The organism is Chroococcidiopsis sp. [FACHB-1243], assembly GCF_014696895.1.
Taxonomy (GTDB): Bacteria; Cyanobacteriota; Cyanobacteriia; order Cyanobacteriales; family Chroococcidiopsidaceae; genus Chroococcidiopsis.
In genome coordinates this window covers 24129-40165 of record NZ_JACJQX010000017.1, presented here as the reverse complement: position 1 = coordinate 40165, position 16037 = coordinate 24129, and the positions used below count along the sequence as shown (strand labels likewise).

Annotated in this window: 19 protein-coding genes; 11 read left to right on the top strand and 8 right to left on the bottom strand. The window is 43.4% G+C overall.

What is annotated here, in order from left to right:
* Nucleotides 1–20: 20 nt before the first annotated feature.
* The 4 genes from H6G17_RS14340 to H6G17_RS14325 form a co-directional block, all read right to left on the bottom strand.
* A complete protein-coding gene (locus tag H6G17_RS14340) occupies nt 21–275 on the bottom strand; it encodes a CTB family bacteriocin (protein ID WP_192158203.1) in 255 nt (84 codons plus the stop codon).
* A gap of 262 nt (nt 276–537) precedes the next feature.
* Entirely contained in the window at nt 538–798 is a 261-nt protein-coding gene (locus H6G17_RS14335; RefSeq protein ID WP_192158201.1) for a CTB family bacteriocin, read from the bottom strand.
* A gap of 89 nt (nt 799–887) precedes the next feature.
* Nucleotides 888–1148, bottom strand: a complete 261-nt coding sequence (locus H6G17_RS14330; protein WP_192158199.1) for a CTB family bacteriocin — start codon at nt 1146–1148, stop codon at nt 888–890.
* Between the two features lie 483 nt (nt 1149–1631).
* Nucleotides 1632–2399, bottom strand: coding sequence for a response regulator transcription factor (locus H6G17_RS14325; RefSeq protein WP_192158197.1), 768 nt, complete (start codon nt 2397–2399; stop codon nt 1632–1634).
* 401 nt (nt 2400–2800) lie between these two features.
* On the opposite strand from H6G17_RS14325, the gene H6G17_RS14320 reads away from it, so the two are divergent.
* From H6G17_RS14320 to H6G17_RS14310, 3 genes are all read left to right on the top strand, one after another.
* Nucleotides 2801–2965 carry a hypothetical protein gene (locus H6G17_RS14320; RefSeq protein ID WP_192158195.1) on the top strand — a complete coding sequence of 55 codons (165 nt, stop codon included), beginning with the start codon at nt 2801–2803 and terminating at the stop codon, nt 2963–2965.
* 216 nt (nt 2966–3181) lie between these two features.
* Nucleotides 3182–4327 (top strand): restriction endonuclease, encoded by a 1146-nt coding sequence (locus H6G17_RS14315; protein WP_192158193.1) that lies wholly within the window; start codon nt 3182–3184, stop codon nt 4325–4327.
* A 30-nt stretch (nt 4328–4357) separates the two neighbouring features.
* Nucleotides 4358–4642, top strand: a complete 285-nt coding sequence (locus H6G17_RS14310) for a sugar transporter (protein ID WP_039716960.1) — start codon at nt 4358–4360, stop codon at nt 4640–4642.
* 52 nt (nt 4643–4694) lie between these two features.
* Here H6G17_RS14310 and H6G17_RS14305 read toward each other — a convergent pair whose 3' ends face one another.
* The 3 genes from H6G17_RS14305 to H6G17_RS14295 all read right to left on the bottom strand — a co-directional run bounded on the left by H6G17_RS14305 (nt 4695) and on the right by H6G17_RS14295 (nt 6107).
* Nucleotides 4695–5003, bottom strand: a complete 309-nt coding sequence (locus H6G17_RS14305; RefSeq protein WP_192158191.1) for a TMEM14 family protein — start codon at nt 5001–5003, stop codon at nt 4695–4697.
* A 177-nt stretch (nt 5004–5180) separates the two neighbouring features.
* Nucleotides 5181–5816: a (2Fe-2S) ferredoxin domain-containing protein gene (locus H6G17_RS14300; RefSeq protein ID WP_192158189.1), complete on the bottom strand. Its 636-nt coding sequence runs from the start codon at nt 5814–5816 to the stop codon at nt 5181–5183.
* Nucleotides 5817–5864: 48 nt separating this feature from the next.
* Complete coding sequence (locus H6G17_RS14295; RefSeq protein ID WP_192158187.1) at nt 5865–6107, bottom strand: Asr1405/Asl0597 family protein; 243 nt, start codon at nt 6105–6107, stop codon at nt 5865–5867.
* Nucleotides 6108–6379: 272 nt separating this feature from the next.
* Here H6G17_RS14295 and H6G17_RS14290 point away from each other — a divergent pair, with 272 nt between their 5' ends.
* The 4 genes from H6G17_RS14290 to mutT all read left to right on the top strand — a co-directional run bounded on the left by H6G17_RS14290 (nt 6380) and on the right by mutT (nt 9704).
* Nucleotides 6380–6931 carry a Dps family protein gene (locus H6G17_RS14290; protein ID WP_015155342.1) on the top strand — a complete coding sequence of 184 codons (552 nt, stop codon included), beginning with the start codon at nt 6380–6382 and terminating at the stop codon, nt 6929–6931.
* 726 nt (nt 6932–7657) lie between these two features.
* Entirely contained in the window at nt 7658–8614 is a 957-nt protein-coding gene (locus tag H6G17_RS14285; protein ID WP_192158185.1) for an RNA polymerase sigma factor, RpoD/SigA family, read from the top strand.
* A gap of 318 nt (nt 8615–8932) precedes the next feature.
* Nucleotides 8933–9274, top strand: a complete 342-nt coding sequence (locus tag H6G17_RS14280; protein WP_192158183.1) for a DUF760 domain-containing protein — start codon at nt 8933–8935, stop codon at nt 9272–9274.
* A 16-nt stretch (nt 9275–9290) separates the two neighbouring features.
* Entirely contained in the window at nt 9291–9704 is a 414-nt protein-coding gene (gene mutT / locus H6G17_RS14275) for an 8-oxo-dGTP diphosphatase MutT (RefSeq protein ID WP_192158181.1), read from the top strand.
* 34 nt (nt 9705–9738) lie between these two features.
* Here the strand turns inward: mutT and H6G17_RS14270 are convergent, their stop codons facing one another.
* Complete coding sequence (locus tag H6G17_RS14270) at nt 9739–10974, bottom strand: histidine kinase (RefSeq protein ID WP_192158179.1); 1236 nt, start codon at nt 10972–10974, stop codon at nt 9739–9741.
* Between the two features lie 186 nt (nt 10975–11160).
* On the opposite strand from H6G17_RS14270, the gene H6G17_RS14265 reads away from it, so the two are divergent.
* The 4 genes from H6G17_RS14265 to H6G17_RS14250 all read left to right on the top strand — a co-directional run bounded on the left by H6G17_RS14265 (nt 11161) and on the right by H6G17_RS14250 (nt 15887).
* Nucleotides 11161–12618 (top strand): S-layer homology domain-containing protein, encoded by a 1458-nt coding sequence (locus H6G17_RS14265; RefSeq protein ID WP_192158178.1) that lies wholly within the window; start codon nt 11161–11163, stop codon nt 12616–12618.
* A gap of 272 nt (nt 12619–12890) precedes the next feature.
* Nucleotides 12891–13472, top strand: a complete 582-nt coding sequence (locus H6G17_RS14260; RefSeq protein ID WP_192158176.1) for a thioredoxin family protein — start codon at nt 12891–12893, stop codon at nt 13470–13472.
* A 174-nt stretch (nt 13473–13646) separates the two neighbouring features.
* On the top strand, nt 13647–14129 hold the full coding sequence (locus tag H6G17_RS14255; protein ID WP_192158174.1) for a pentapeptide repeat-containing protein: 483 nt from the start codon (nt 13647–13649) through the stop codon (nt 14127–14129).
* Between the two features lie 81 nt (nt 14130–14210).
* On the top strand, nt 14211–15887 hold the full coding sequence (locus H6G17_RS14250) for a glycoside hydrolase family 3 N-terminal domain-containing protein (protein ID WP_192158172.1): 1677 nt from the start codon (nt 14211–14213) through the stop codon (nt 15885–15887).
* Nucleotides 15888–16037 lie beyond the last annotated feature (150 nt).

Sequence of the window (16037 nt, the reverse complement as noted above, 5' to 3'; positions counted from 1 at the left end):
CAGTTAGAAAGAGGAAGTTTCTAAATAATCATCTTGGGAAACATCAATTGTTCCCCTACTCCAAATGGAGATTGCCATGCAATTGGCTCTATTATCACTGGTTTATCTCGTTTCCCTTTTTGAGCATCTGAGTCTGTACTACCTCCATCTGATGTTTCGGTTTTAATGTAATACTGCTTGTTGTTTTCGTACACCTTACCACCAGCCACAGTCTCTTGTTGCTCCTCAGATAAGTCTAGAAATAATTCTGAGGATTGGTTCTTGGAAAAGAACATGTTTGATACCTCGTTTATTGATTGCTATCCACTTAGTCAAGCTAAAACTATCAACAAGAAAACTGCCCGCCTCCTTGTAGGAAGTCTAATAAAAAGATTCCAGAGCCTTATTCCTTTGCATTGTTCTTATTTGTGCAGCGAGACGATTGAAGCGTGCAAAATGAAGAATTTAGGAGGCTCTGGAATCTATATTCAGGTAGTTTGTGCAGATAAACACTCTACCTTATCGCAGTTTTTTGTCAAATGTTGCACGTCGCGTAAATTAGCTTAATTTGGCAAAGAAATCCTTATAAGCTGCGGTGTTAACATCCATAGTGTCGTGCTTGAAGCTTTGCAGATTCGTGCTACCCTTTGGAGTCGATTCCTGAGCCACTTCTAGGTTTGTTATGGTTTGATTAGCTTTGAAATGAGTCGCCAGCTTATCTTTCAAAACATCGCCTGAGCTGCCACCACCTGCAACCAACTGCTGCTGATCCTCAGACAATTCCACAAATAATTCAGACTTGATATTATTAGCGATCATGGGAAAATCTCCTACATTTAAACTAGTGATAGCGCTTACTAATTGGGTTGTCTCTAGTAAAGAGCTTTCGGATTGATTGCCGAAATAAATTAGCCTAATTTGGCAAAGAAATCTTTATAAGCTGCGGTACTAATATCGAGAGTATCGTGCTTGAAGCTTTGCAGATTCGTGCTACCTTCAGGACCCGACTGTTGAGCAACATCCAGGTTGGTTAAACTGTTATTGGCTTTGTAGTAAGTGGCAAGTTTGTCGCGAAGCTCATCCCCTGTAGAACCACCACCTGCAACTACTTGTTGTTGCTCGTCGGATAAATCCAAAAACAATCCAGATTGCATATCTGTATCGAACATAGCTTTAGCTCCTTCTAAATTTAGATGTTAGATATTCAACCACTAACTGCATAAGAAATTGAATATCTATCTATTAACAGGATAGAAAAAGCAATTGTTGAATTCCACAGCGTATCTCCCCAATACACTAGGTATTTACCCTAAGTATATCTACTGGCATTTTTATCTTTAATACAGAATCACACATTTAATTCCTATAGTGTATTTACCTAAAAAACTGGGTATTTTACCTGAGTGAGATTACGCTCAGCAAAACAAGTTAAAATAATATCTATCTTTTAGATGATATATCTTAAGAGGGACTATCTGTCTTGCTGATTTACCATCAAAAATAGTCTGCAACATAAAACCAAGCTATTGCGGAAGCTATTCTGTCTATTGAGTTAGCGATCGCTACTCAAAGCCAAAATATTAGCAACTTCTGCATCTAGCTTGGTTGAGAAAATAAATATTTTCAATCTTTAGACTTACCGCTGTTAACCATCAACTATTAATTAGATGGCGTTCTCTGGCAAAGCACGCGAGTTCTACTCTATTGTTGGTTCCAGTTTTACACAGTAAATTACTAACATACTTTTCTACTGTTCGAGGACTGAGGTATAAGCTAGAACCTATTTGAGAATTTGATAAACCTTTGACTAAAAGTTGAAGTACTGCTTGTTCTCTCTTAGTTAAGGAAAAATTATCGAAAGTCTTAGTATCAGTTGTCCTTTCCTGTTGGTGCTGGTAAGGATTATAGCGCGGTGTATCGACTCGAATAGTTGCTTCTTCTTGGCTTGAAGGATAGTGTAGTGTATTATACGTTTTGCCTTGTTGCTGTTCCATATTTTGTTGTTGAAGCCGTAAGCGCCATTCCCACTGCATTAATTGGGATATTAACTGCGATCGCTCTAGTAAATTACGCACCACAGCATATAATTCATTCAATTCAAAGGGTTTGGCTAAATATGCATCTCCCCCTATTTGATAGCCGCGAATTCTTCCTTCAGTATCTACTCGTGCTGTCAAAAACATTACGGGTAGGAGTCGAAATGTTGGATGCTGACGTATCCACTCAATTAACTCGTAGCCATCCATCTCTGGCATACTAATATCAGTAATGACGAGATGCGGTTGACATTCCTCAATCTGCTTCTGTGCTTCTTTCCCATTCTCAGCTGCGATCGCTGAATATCCCCATTGCTTCAAAGAACAACTCACCAGCAGACGAATAGCCGGATCGTCATCGACGACAAGGATTAATAATGACATATTGTAAATTTTTCTCTAACTATTTTGAGTTAGCTGCCGCGAACTGACTGTCTAGTAGAAGATAGACAGTCCCCGATCTAGAGAAATTGGAATTCCTTGACACCCTGAGAATAGAAACTTGAGTTCTCTTTGTTCTCTCTTATTTTTTTATCGATACCAACTTGAATCTAAAAAAGTATGAGTGTTTTATTCTTTATTCTGTTACAGAGTATACTCTATTTTTTTCTTTTTTTTCAATTGTACTGTCTTTGAAAAGCAGAGACTCTACCATAAGTCAGAGTTCTCTAGTTTGAATTTATGTAACCAAGCTTACTTTGAGTAAAATAAATTTTTTTGGTAAAAATTGATACTAATAAAAACTAATGCTTACTTGTCACATTTTACTATAGGAATCCGGTTTGATGATTGAAAAAATTTCAGCATGGGTAGGGTGCGTTACGCCAGCGCGTAACGCACCAAAAACTGAGAGTGATGCGTTACGCGATCGTGCTAACGTATCCTACGTAGATTTCAAAATTAAATATGAGTTTGATATTAAAATTCCTACACTTGTTTCAGTTGACTAATTTGCTAGTTGCTACCACTTGGCGATCGCCTAAGATGTCGGTTTCGATGCTGAGAGAACTAGAGTAGTTAGTATCAACGACAAAGTAATTGAAGGTAATAGATACGATAATAAACTGTTTTCATCTTAATGCATAAAAAAGCAATTCTTCCTTTCACCCATAGACACTAGACCAAATAAGGGTTTTAATGATCTTAGCCCTGCGTCTTATCTGTCTATGTCCTCATCCCTGCAACCACCATACATACAGGATTTCACTCACTTCGAGCAGCACGTAGCCAGAATTTTTCACAGACACGGGTGGACGGTTGTGACTCCCGAACAAAACCAAGCAGGTTACGATTTAGTTGTCAGTAAAAGCAATATTGTGGCAGCTGTCCAAGTCAAGTGGCTCAAAAATAACGTTGCCGCACCGCAAATTTTGAAGTTTGTTGACTTTCTTGAATCTCAAGCAGCTTGTCAGTTTAATTATGGTATTTTCATTACTACAAAAGATTATAGTGGACCAGCTCGCGCCCTAATTAAATCTTGGGGAAAAGGTTCGAGAATTCGCTGTGGCATCGCTTCTGAACATAAAATTACTTGGGTGAATGGTGACGATGGTACACCTCCACCCCAACCACCAAAACAAGACAAGATTTATTTTGGTATTTTCACTTGTAAAGGTGGAGTAGGAAAAACCACAGTTGCGGCGCACTTGGCGGGAGCATTTGCCTTGCAAGGATTCAATGTTGCTTTGGTAGATTTAGATCCAGAACAAAACTTACATAAATTAGTAGGAGATGGGGTTTACGTTCCTAATAGTAAAGGTACGGGTACAACTATTGAAGTCTACGATGCAAGAGATTGGGATGAAAACGCCGCCCGTGATTGCAAAATAGTTATATGTGATTGTTCTCCTGCTTTAGAACGCAACCCAAGAGAACTAATTGAGAAATTTGATTATTGTATTATTCCTACAACTTTGAATCCTCTAGGTATTAATAAACATGGAATCGTGATTCGAGATACAGTGCAAAAAATTAGAAGTATTAATCAAGCCGCTCACCTATTTGTTTTAGTTAATAACTTTAGAGACCCAGGAATTAGACGATTCAAGATTTTAAAAGAGTCATTCTTATCAGTCTATAAACATATTAGTCAGAACGATGCAAAGTTTCATTGTATCGATCCAGAACAAGTTTGCATTCGTACTAGCGACCAACTATACTACTGGGGAATCCATATTTTAGAGAATCCCGATAATCCATCGAGTGAATTAGCATTTCAGCTGATCGGTGGCAAGTGCTATCCGCGAGACGATTTTATTAGCTTAGTCGATTACATAGAAAGAGAAGCAGGGATCGGAATTCTGCGAGAATAGTAGGGGACATTGTAACTAGAACGCATAAACATGGAAGATTTTAATTTCATCACCCCTCTGGGACTATTTGCAGGAGTCCTGACAACGATCGCATATTTACCCCAGTTGATCAAAACCTGGAAGACGAAATCAGCTCACGATCTTTCTTGGAGTATGCTCATCGTTTTATGTACGGGAATAATTCTGTGGTTGGTCTACGGCTTCTACGTACACGATATTCCTATCATCGCCGCCAACATCGTAACATTTATTTTTGCTGGAATGATTTTGATGCTGAAGATTCGCTATAAATCAGATCCTAGCGAAGAGAATTAACTTTGTCCAAATGTACCTCAAAACTAATGTAGAGATGCACGAGATCGCGTCTCTACAAATTTTTCAACATAACTATCAATGCTGTTACACCTACAACAGTCATTAATCCTGCTGGCATGAATTTGCGTGTTTTTATCAGACGAGAAGTAAAAATAATAACTAATATTACTGTAACTATAGCAGCTAACCCCAGACCCCAGACCTGACCGAAAGATCGCGCAACTCCTCCTAGAATCAGCAATAAACCGCTAGCAGTACCAGAAACTAGCGAAGCCTTACTCTGAGCTTGCTTATAGCCAATCGCACCGCCAACTATGGCTAAAATCCCATACGCGATCGCCGCAACCACACCTGGATTCATTACCTGAAGATTCGTTCAATAATTTAACTATTATTTCATTTTGTCAAACATACAAACGTATATTTTTGTATCCCAAAGCAATTTCCCATCTGTCAAGAATTTGTAATAAATTCTCCCAGACTCCAGTAGCGATCCTCGTCAAATTTACTTGGTAAATCTTTTCATTTAGCACAATTCTCAGCTAACAGGAAAAATTCGATTGCCAACTAATGCTAATTGCTGCACATTCTCATTATGAGCATTTTCATCTACATCGAAATGCTTGTCAATCAATTCTGCAACCTGCTTAGTTTGTACGTGGGTATATCTAGTTTTATCGGGCATCACCACGACATTTGGTCCAGCTTTGCACTGTTTGAGGCAACCAGTAGCCTTAATTTCTACCTCATTTTCCAAACCGCGCTCGTTCAAAGATGCTTGTAATGCTTTACAAACTCCGTTTGCACCCCGCTTCACGCAATCAGACTTCTGACAGACTAAAATACTAGCTTTTGCTTTGGTTTGTCGTTTAACAGGTGTAGCAGGAGTCATAACTGACGGTTGGCGATCGATAACGATCACTCGTTCTGCCTTCAATTTGAGCGAATCTTTTTTATAGTCAAACTTTCTCTCACCAAAAATTTGTACTACATCCCCTGAATTCAGGTTTAACTCCATAGGTGAACGCAGATACTTGGGGAGTTTGACCCGATATTCACCTTCTAAAGTGCCAATTTGCAAATATTTACGCTTATAGCCATCTTCTAATTCAAAACTGAGAAATTTTCCCTCTAAGCTAAAAGCCGATACTTCTTTACCAAAGCGACTACTCATTGCTTTATCACCTTCGGATGAACGACAACCAATGCTCGATCTACGGTTTTACCAGCACTGTTTTAACCACCACACCAAATCTTGGCGAGATGCAGTGAATTGTCTCAAAACACTATTCAATTGAACTGCCGTTGTGGCATCGGCTATCTCAACTTTTAATGGCTGTCCGGCATCGCACCAACAAGGAATCTCTAACTCTTGTAAACGTTGATACACCTGCCATCTATCTGCCCATTTCACTTCCACAATTTCTCTAACTTCCGGTTCGCAACCTAACGGCTTCAACCCCATACCCTCCGATGCTCAAATTACATTTTGTCATCTGATTGCCGTGACTAGCCGTGCTAGTTGCCGACAGTTTAACTTTACCCAATAGCATACCTTAAATGCAAATGATTCTCATGATATTTGCAAAAAATTTTCTTTAATAATGGGTCGTCTCAACAGTCAAAAGCACTGAAATACATAGCGATCGCGCTGTTTAAAGCTTGACTGGAGAGCGATAATGAAAGTAGCAGCGAGTTATCGATCACAGCATCACAACCAGCAAAGAGAGGAGAACCATGTCTGAGGCAACAATTTTACGGAACTTCGGTCAGGTATATGACAACCCTATTCTGCTCGATCGCAGTGTTACCACTCCTGTTTGCGAAGGGTTAAATATTGCTCTTGCTAGCTTTCAGGGTTTGTACCTGCAATACCAAAAACATCATTTTGTGGTCGAAGGTGCAGAATTCTATATGCTGCACCAGTATTTCAGCGAAAGCTATGAAGAAGTCCAGGGACACGTTCACGATGTTGGCGAACGTTTAGATGGATTGGGTGGCGTACCCGTAGCTAGTTTTAGCCAACTCGCCCAGATGTGCTGCTTTGAGCCAGAACCAGACGGTGTTTTTGCTTGCCGTCAAATGGTAGAACACGACCTAGCGGCAGAACAGGCAATTATTGGGTTGATCCGTCGTCAAGCCGCTCAAGCAGAAAGTTTAGGCGATCGCGCTACCCGTTACTTATACGAGAAAATCCTACTCGAAACCGAAGAAAGAGCATATCACTTAGGGCATTTCCTCGCCCACGACAGCCTAACGCTAGGTTTTATGGGGAACGGCTCTAGGTAGGAGTGAGGAGCTAGAAGAGAGCTGAGGGAGCTGAGGGAGCAACTGCAATTCGCAATTTGCAACTAAGCAACTTTTCTCTCCTCTCCCTCTTTTCTCTCTATAAGATTTTGTTTATGACTTCCGTTGCAGCGATCGCTAGCTAAAGATCGAATCGTAGGGACATTCCAGGTTTCTGTTTCTGCTCCCTTGTCCCCCTTGTCCCCCTTGTCCCCTGCTCCCTACATCAACCTGAGTCACTCAAAACGCAAAATATTAAAACATTTACTGTTTTTTGTCTCCTCTGATGCATTCATTAGTCAAATTACTAGTTAACTTTGACTAAAAAATGCAACTTTTGTGTGCGTGAAACAGTTTAACTTTGGAGTGCGATCGCCCTGTGAGGGCGAGTCGTGGAGCTAACTCAACTCTCAAGCTGAGACAGAAAATCCAGGCAGTGGCAGTTTCCTCTCAGAAATGTTACAATTATTAATAGTGTAGAATGTTAATCTTAAGCGATCCAATGACCGATTGGAGGGTAGTAAAGCTGCTCTACCCGTAGAGACAGCTCTAAAATTAAATTTCTGCAAACAACTAGATGTTGTCCAATTCTTGTAACACTATAGCCTTCTGCTGTCTGGATACGTAACAGAAAAAGCTTGTCTCATCAGCAGAGGGCTTGGTAGTGAAATAAGTGTTACTCTTTTATTTCCACACAGCTGCTTACTACTGATAAAGAAACCTAGCGCCATGAAAACCGCTCAGACAACCACTGACCTTGTACGTACTTACTTGCGTGAGATTGGTCGTGTTCCATTACTGACCCACGAGCAGGAGATTGTATATGGCAAGCAAGTGCAGCGACTCAGCACCCTGTACGCGCTCCAAGAAGAGTTAGTTGCAAAGCAGGGGCGCGAACCAACCCTAGAAGAGTGGAGTGAAGCAGCGCGAATAGATAAAACAGCCTTATCTACCGCGATCGCCGAAGGAGAAATTGCTAAGCGCAGAATGGTAGAAGCTAACCTGCGACTAGTCGTCTCCGTCGCTAAAAAGTACATTAAGCGTAACGTAGACTTATTGGATTTGATCCAAGAAGGGACAATTGGGATGCAGCGGGGTGTAGAGAAGTTTGACCCGACTAAAGGTTATAGATTTTCTACTTATGCTTATTGGTGGATTCGGCAAGCAATCACACGGGCGATCGCCGAAAAAGGACGAACCATTCGCCTACCGATTCACATTACAGAAAAATTAAACAAAATCAAAAAAGCACAGCGTCAACTCTCTCAAAATCTAGGACGCGCCCCAAGTATCGTGGAGTTAGCTACAGCACTAGAACTCACACCCAAACAGGTACGCGAGTATTTAGAAAGAGCGAGATTACCACTATCGTTAGATTTGCGGGTAGGAGACAACCAAGATACAGAATTGGGCGAACTGTTAGAAGATACGAGTCTCTCCCCAGAAGAATTCGTGACTGAATCCTGCTTATCTACCGATATTGAGAAGCTGATGGCGGATTTGACTCCGCAGCAGCGAGAGGTTTTATCATTACGCTTTGGCTTAGCTGACGGACAAGCAATGACATTAGCCAAGATTGGCGATCGCCTCAATATTAGCCGCGAACGGGTACGCCAAATCGAGCGCGAAGCCCTCACCAAGCTCCGCAAGCGAAAAGCAGACCTTGACCAGTATTTAGCTAGCTAGGGAGCAGGGAGTGAAGAGAGAGTCGCCCAGCTGAGGAGGCTGAGGAAGCAAGACAAGTCACAATTCATAATTCGCAATGAATTCGGAATTCCGAATTCCGAATTCTCCTCACTCACCACCCAATTACCAATTAACTATAATCCTCATCGTGGAGCAACAACCCCCCAAATTCAGTTCGGTTTTGCCACATATCATATCCGCGCCTACCTGTTACATTAAATTTACATAAAGACGCTATTTGTCGGTTAAATTGTAAACAACACTAACAGCAAGTCGATCGGTTACAATTTGGCAACCGAACTGTAAGGGAGGTCATCAGTGAACGATTCATCACATCAAGTTTCCGAGTTTTTCCCAGGAGAATCAAAGGACAGCGATTCATTATGGCAATACGTCCAGTCGCTGAGTCCAGAGGATATTACTCAGCTATCCAAGCCTAGTTCTACTGAAGTATTCCAGATGATCGAGCGTAACATCATCGGTATGTTAGGTAGTTTACCTGGGGAAAACTTTGGGATAACGATTACAACTAACCGTGAAAGTTTGGGTAGATTACTTGCTTCAGCAATGATTAGTGGTTATTTCTTACGCAATGCCGAACAACGCATGATGTTTGAAAAGTCCCTAGAAGCAACGGAAGTCATTGGGACACAGGAATAAGTAAAACAAACCGTTCATGACTTCAAAACCCATTTCAATTCCGCATAAAACTATCGGCGTGGGCGTTCTGTGGAACGCTCAACAACAAATTTTAATCGATCGCCGTCGCCCAGAGGGGGCAATGGGCGGATTGTGGGAATTCCCCGGTGGGAAATTGGAGCCAGGAGAGACGGTAGAAGAATGCATCAGGCGCGAACTGATGGAAGAGTTAGGGGTAGAAGTTGATGTCGGCGATCGCCTCATCACTATCGAACACGACTACTCTCATTTGCGCGTAACGCTAGCAGTACACCACTGTCATTATTTAAGTGGAGTCCCTCAGCCGATCGAGTGTGCGGAGATCCGTTGGGTAACTCTAGATGAAATTGAACAATACAATTTTCCTGCCGCTAACGTGCAGATTATTGCTGCAATAAAAGATTATAAATAATGAGTAGAGGCGCACAGGTGTGCGCCCCTACTCACTACAAGGAATAAACCGGCAGCGTGAAATGGAAACAACTGCCTCCATTGGGGGCTGAGTCTACCCAAATTTGCCCGTAGTGCGCTCTAATAATCCGTTGACATAAAGCTAAACCGATGCCATAACCATCTTTAGCTTCATCGCGCTTGAGGCGAAACCGCTCTTCAAAGATGCGATCGTAATTTTCTTCAGGAATTCCAGGTCCAGTATCGCAAACGCTGACTTGTACCTTCTGCGTTGTGCGGTGCAAGCAAGAAATGCGGATCGTACCTCCTTCGGGAGTATACTTCATCGCATTGTCTAGTAAATTGATCAAGACTTGCCTTACCCTTTCCCGGTCGGCATAAACCGCAGGTAAATCGTTAGGAAGATCGGTTTGGATAGATTGCGATTTAGTAAAAGCACGGTCTTGGATATGTGCTTCTACATCTTGGTATAACTCGATCAAATCTAGCTTGTGGGGTTGAATTTGTAGTTCAGCACTAGAACCCCGCGTTACCTGTAACAAACTAGCAATCATGCGATCGATAATCTTAGCTTGGCTACGGGCTTGTTTGAACAACTGGGTTAATAAAGCAGGCGATGCAGAAAACCCCCCCTTTTTAGTCGATAGAAATTGAGCTTCGAGAGTTTCTACAGCAATAGACACAGCAGTCAGAGGATTGCGCAGGTCGTGCGCTACCATTGCAATAATTCGATCTTTAAACTGAAGCTGCTCCAATAACCTCTCCTGCTCGCGTTTGAGGCGAAATACTTCATCAGAAAGCCGAATTACTTCTACCGAATCAGCTACAGAACGAATCGCGGCGACATTGGAAGTACCGTAATTGCCCGAGGTGTTTAAGTTTTCTAAATCCTTCGGTTTCGTTGAGGTTTCGGCTAACTCTGCTACCAAATTTGCCTGAGCCTCGGCTGATTGCTGCCACCGCAGCCACCAGTTACTCAGTTGCTCGATCAAATTACTTCCAGCCAGAATTTGTCTTGGTTCTGGATAAATCTTGATCAAAGCTGGCGTAGCCACCAATTTGAAGTGTTCTGCTAAATATGGTTGTTCTCCGACATTGACAATCTGTAATTCAAACGGATACTCAGCTTGTAGCTGCTTGAGATAACGACGAATTTGCTGTATTTGCTGTCGCGAACTGGGACGCTCATCTACAAATAGCAGTAGTTGAAGCCTAGCTTCAGTCGAGGTCGGCTGTTCAGAAGAAACCTGCATGCAATCTTGTTTCAGCACGGGCAACTAACAGGTAACGCTTAGTGGGAGGTGAAAGAAGTAGCCATAGCGGATTATAAATCAGCCTCCTCTTAAATTTAATATCTATTTTAGTTTTTGCATATAGCTAAGATGTTAAGGAGCGTAGAATTACAGATATTAGGCAGTCCTACGCTAGCGTAAAACTAGTACATATACTGAAAAACCGTGTTGTTTTCAAAAAGCGCTCGATTAGCTAGTTTAACCTGCTTATTGCTTGCTGTAACTGCCTGCGCCAACAGTCCTAACGCTCAGCAGTTGGAGCGCACTTTAGCTGCCGATCCTGAGTTGGAGACCAATCGACCGTTTAGCAATTCTGGCACTTCTGCGCCATCCACCGATTCAACTCCGCAAAATCAGCCGAATGGGGCGATCGCCCAGCTACCAGCCGACTTTCCTTCAGAGATTCCTCCCTTTGACGATTCCCGCTACGACACCCAGCTTGTAGCTGTGACACCAGCAAACGAGCCGCAGCAGCCGGACGAAACCCGTTGGGTGACTACTGCGCCGATCAACGCCGTACAAAGCTTTTATCAACAAGAGTTTCAGAAGAATAATTGGCAAGTTGTCAATCCACCGCCAGAGGGAGAAACGAATAATACTACGATTGAGGCGCGGCGGGATGACTTGTTAGTAAAAATTGCGATCGCGCCAAGAACGACATCTACCCCTCCGCCTAATGCGACTCCTACACCCAACCAGCCGAACCCTGGAATAGATCCTGCGGCTAGCACGGAATTTACCATTCAGTATCAGCGAAATGCTCCAGCTACAGCCGCCACTCCTACACCCTCACCCCAAACCAGCGGGGAAAACTCAGCTCAGACACAGACAGGCAACTCAGTCACTTCTGACACAGCCGAGCGAAGCTTCAACGACCTAAGCCAAGCCCCTCAAGAATTGCAACAATATATTACAGATCTGGCGGCTCTGGGTGTTTTGCCCCTGGAACCAACTAACGCCAAAAGCAGCCAAGCCGATCCCGTCCGCCAGTTCAATCCCAGCAAGATCGTCAGCCGCCGGGAATTTGCTCGATGGTTGTTTGAAGCTAATAACCGCATTCAAGCCACTCGTCCAGCACTACAAATTCGAGCCGCATCAGCCGCAGCTCAACCAGCATTTCGAGATGTACCGCGAAACGATCCTGATTTCTCCGTTATCCAGGGACTCACGGAAGCCGGTTTAATTCCCAGTTCCTTGTCAGGAGACGGAACGGCGGTTTTATTCCGTCCTGATGCCCCGTTAACGCGGGAACAGTTGATTCTTTGGAAAGTCCCTCTAGATACCCGCCAAGCCTTGCCTAACGCCTCCTTAGAGGCTGTCAAAGAGTCATGGGGATTCCAAGATGCAGCGCGGATCGATCCCAAAGCTTTACGTGCGGTAATCGCAGATTTTCAAAACGGAGAGCAGTCGAATATTCGCAGGGTTTTCGGATACACCACATTGTTACAGCCGAAAAAACCCGTTACCCGTGCTGAGGCTGCATCAGCAATTTGGTTTTTTGGTAATGGCGGTGAGGGGATGACGGCTCAAGAAGCCCTGAAAGCACAACAGCAACCGCAAAACACCCAACAGCCCCAAAATCAGCCGCCAAATCAGCCTCAAGCGCAACCAACATCACTATAAAAAGTCACCCACGATTGACTCGTGCGCGATCGCCTTCTAAAGAGAATGTACTTCTTTTTTATGTAGAATTAGGTGCTGGCGCAGAAATTGCACAACACTAAAATCTTGTAATATCTTTTACTGTAAGATTTTAAATCTAGAGACTTGAATCCGAGCTAATTTGAGCGATCTGTTTGAAAACTACTGTACTTTACAACCACTGTTCTCTAAGAGCGATTGGTTATCATCCAGAAAATGAGTAATAGAGAATTTTAACTTATGAGTTCTTAGTTATGGCTTTAACCACTTCTACTATGTTGCCACTGGGGACTCTTGCCCCAGATTTTCAACTTCCAGATGTTGTTTCTGGTGACACGATCGCTTTATCTACATTTGCTGGCAAACAGGCTTTGCTAGTGATGTTTATTTGTCAGCATTGCCCTTTTGTAAAACACGTTAAAACGGAGCTAGCACAACTCGGTAAAGATTACAATCACCAGAATGTAGGGATGGTTGCTATTAGTGCCAATGATATTCACAACTACCCCGATGACGCTCCCGAAAAGCTCAAAGCAATGGCAGTGGAATTAGATTTGCCATTCCCCGTATGCTATGACGCGAGCCAGGAAATAGCTAAGGCTTATACTGCTGCTTGCACTCCAGATTTCTTTTTGTTCGATGCAGGGCAAAAATTAGTTTATCGCGGACAGTTAGATGATAGCCGTCCTAGTAATGGTAAGCCTGTAACGGGTGCAGATTTACGAGCTGCTATTGATGCAATTCTTGCCTCGCGTCCCGTGCCAACCGAGCAAAAGCCTAGTGTTGGATGCAATATTAAGTGGAAACCTGGTAATGAACCTAGTTACTACGGCTAAAAAGGGAAACAAAGGAGCAGATTTGGGAATCTTATAATTAGAGTCTTGCTTCTGAGCAACTCTGTTAAACCGAACTATTTGAGGCGCTCTGATTTTGAGTCGGGAGCGCGAATTATTATGCCTGGCTCCAGCAGCCACAAATCATCAACACATGATTATTAAGTTATCTAGACAATGAAAATTTCGATTCTTGCTACCGTTACTTTGCTGGCTCCTCTTTGTTTCATGGCTTCAGCTCAGGCTTATAATCCCCAAGACCTAGCACAATTAAAACGGACAAATGCTTGTCCTCGATGTGACTTAAGTAACGCACCCTTGAATAACTTAAACCTCAGCAGAGCCAACTTGCGTAATGCCAATCTTCAAGGTGCTAACTTATCTCGTTCTATTCTGGCAGGTGCAGATTTAAGCGATGCAAATTTGGAGACAGCAAATATTTCAAGTGCTAATTTATTTGAGACATTACTGATCGGCGCAAACCTCAAGTCTGCTGTTCTCGTCAACTCGAACTTGACTGGTGCTGGTTTAATGGCTGCTAACCTAGAAGGTGCTAACCTCAGAGGTGCAATTATGGATTTAGTCAATTCACGAGGGGCAAGATATAGAGCGACAACTATGCCTAATGGTACGATTACCCCAACTCCAACTTGGCGGTGATAGCTCGTTGGTAGTTGGTAGTTGACAGTTGACAGTTGACGGTTAACATTCAACTATTAACCTAACCCTTTACTCTTTTTGATGCGATCGCTACCTAATCTCGATTCTCTTTCCTTGACAGAACTAGTGGCTCAGATGCTCGTGGTTAGAGCTTCTGGATACTTATTCGACCACCAGATTCTCTATCCTAGCTGGGAACCAACTACAGATAAGCTCAAGCGGTTGGTAGAACTAGGTGTAGGTGGTGCGATCCTATTGGGTGGAAGTGCGGCAGAAATCGCTTTAAAAACGCAACAATTGCAATCCTGGGCGGCAATTCCGTTATTAATTGCCGCAGATATTGAGGAAGGGGTAGGACAGCGTTTTGCTGGTGCGACTTGGTTTCCTCCACCAATGGCAATAGGGGCGATCGCATTCCACAACCTCAGTCTCGCCCAAACATATGCAGCTCGAATGGGAGCAATTACCGCTCAAGAAGCCTTAGCGGTTGGGATTAACTGGGTGCTTGCTCCTGTAGTAGATGTCAACAACAACCCTGACAATCCTGTGATTAACGTCCGTTCCTTTGGCGACAATCCAGCGATAGTCAGCCAGCTAGCTAGTGCCTATATTCAAGGGGCAAAATCTTATCCCGTACTCACAGCAGCTAAGCATTTTCCTGGGCATGGGGACACGGCTGCTGATTCTCATTTAGATTTACCAGTCATTCCTCATTCTGCGGCAAGATTGGCAGAAATCGAACTACCACCTTTCCAAGCGGCGATCGCGGCTGGGGTAGATGCGGTGATGAGCGCCCATTTACTTATACCCAGTTGGGATACCGAACATCCAGCTACCCTCTCATCGCACATTTTAACGCAACAGCTACGTCAGAACATGGGTTTTGAGGGTTTAATTGTTACAGATGCTTTGGTAATGGGAGCGATCGCCAATCGCTATGGAGCCAACGAAGCGCCTGTACTCGCAGTGGAAGCTGGAGCAGATATTTTACTGATGCCAGTCGATCCTGAGGGCGCAATTCAAGCTGTTTGTACTGCTGTTGAAACCGGACGCATCTCCAAAGAGCGAATTCGCGCTTCTGTAGAGCGGATCTGGAAGGCTAAGTTGCAGGTTGTTGGTGAAAATAGGGAGCAGAGAGTAGGGAAGCGGGCAGAGGGCGAGGTTTCCTCGCCATCGGAGCCGCGTAGCAGGGAGCAGGGAAGAAAGACAAGGGAGAGGGGGGAGACAAGGGAGACAATTTTTGAGTTGGCTAAACCGGAAGCATTTGCAGTGGTGAATGAGATTTTAAATACTTCCCAGGTTGTAGGGGGCAACGTGCCTTTGATGCCAGCCCAATCTGCCTCAGAGTCAAAAAAATTGAGGAATTTGATTGTGGTAGATGAGTTGCTTGGATGCGATTTCTTGCACCGCAAAGCACCTGCGATCGCTCTCCCTACTCAGCACGGCTATACAACACAGCTTTGCGATCGCCATACCCCTGTTGTTTTTGAGACTGATGACGATTGCCCAACTCTACTCCAGCTGTTCATTCGCGGTAATCCTTTTCGCGGAAGTGCTGGAATCGCCCAAGTAGGACAGGTGTGGGTTAAGAAATTATTAGCTTCAGGTAATCTTCAAGCACTGGTAGTTTACGGTAGTCCGTATGTCCTCCAGCAGTTGCTGCCTATGCTACCGTCTATTCCTTATGCTTTCTCTTACGGGCAAATGCCAACAGCTCAGGCAGTTTCCTTGTCCGCGTTGTTTGCTAGGTCGATTTAGTTCTCTATCTTAAGATAGATTTTTTTTCCTCTTTTATCTCACCTGAGTTAGATATGACAAAACCTTAACCCATTCCTAAACCAAAAAATATAGGATTAAAAGGGCTATGCACCAGCTCTTGAAAAAGTTCAAGCATAGACAGGTGGCGAA

Bases quoted from the DNA above. Each gene is read 5' to 3' on its own strand.
- H6G17_RS14340 (WP_192158203.1), bottom strand. From the start codon at position 275: ATGTTCTTTTCCAAGAACCAATCCTCAGAATTATTTCTAGACTTATCT.
- H6G17_RS14335 (WP_192158201.1), bottom strand. From the start codon at position 798: ATGATCGCTAATAATATCAAGTCTGAATTATTTGTGGAATTGTCTGAG.
- H6G17_RS14330 (WP_192158199.1), bottom strand. From the start codon at position 1,148: ATGTTCGATACAGATATGCAATCTGGATTGTTTTTGGATTTATCCGAC.
- H6G17_RS14325 (WP_192158197.1), bottom strand. From the start codon at position 2,399: ATGTCATTATTAATCCTTGTCGTCGATGACGATCCGGCTATTCGTCTG.
- H6G17_RS14320 (WP_192158195.1), top strand. From the start codon at position 2,801: ATGATTGAAAAAATTTCAGCATGGGTAGGGTGCGTTACGCCAGCGCGT.
- H6G17_RS14315 (WP_192158193.1), top strand. From the start codon at position 3,182: ATGTCCTCATCCCTGCAACCACCATACATACAGGATTTCACTCACTTC.
- H6G17_RS14310 (WP_039716960.1), top strand. From the start codon at position 4,358: ATGGAAGATTTTAATTTCATCACCCCTCTGGGACTATTTGCAGGAGTC.
- H6G17_RS14305 (WP_192158191.1), bottom strand. From the start codon at position 5,003: ATGAATCCAGGTGTGGTTGCGGCGATCGCGTATGGGATTTTAGCCATA.
- H6G17_RS14300 (WP_192158189.1), bottom strand. From the start codon at position 5,816: ATGAGTAGTCGCTTTGGTAAAGAAGTATCGGCTTTTAGCTTAGAGGGA.
- H6G17_RS14295 (WP_192158187.1), bottom strand. From the start codon at position 6,107: ATGGGGTTGAAGCCGTTAGGTTGCGAACCGGAAGTTAGAGAAATTGTG.
- H6G17_RS14290 (WP_015155342.1), top strand. From the start codon at position 6,380: ATGTCTGAGGCAACAATTTTACGGAACTTCGGTCAGGTATATGACAAC.
- H6G17_RS14285 (WP_192158185.1), top strand. From the start codon at position 7,658: ATGAAAACCGCTCAGACAACCACTGACCTTGTACGTACTTACTTGCGT.
- mutT (WP_192158181.1), top strand. From the start codon at position 9,291: ATGACTTCAAAACCCATTTCAATTCCGCATAAAACTATCGGCGTGGGC.
- H6G17_RS14260 (WP_192158176.1), top strand. From the start codon at position 12,891: ATGGCTTTAACCACTTCTACTATGTTGCCACTGGGGACTCTTGCCCCA.
- H6G17_RS14255 (WP_192158174.1), top strand. From the start codon at position 13,647: ATGAAAATTTCGATTCTTGCTACCGTTACTTTGCTGGCTCCTCTTTGT.
- H6G17_RS14250 (WP_192158172.1), top strand. From the start codon at position 14,211: ATGCGATCGCTACCTAATCTCGATTCTCTTTCCTTGACAGAACTAGTG.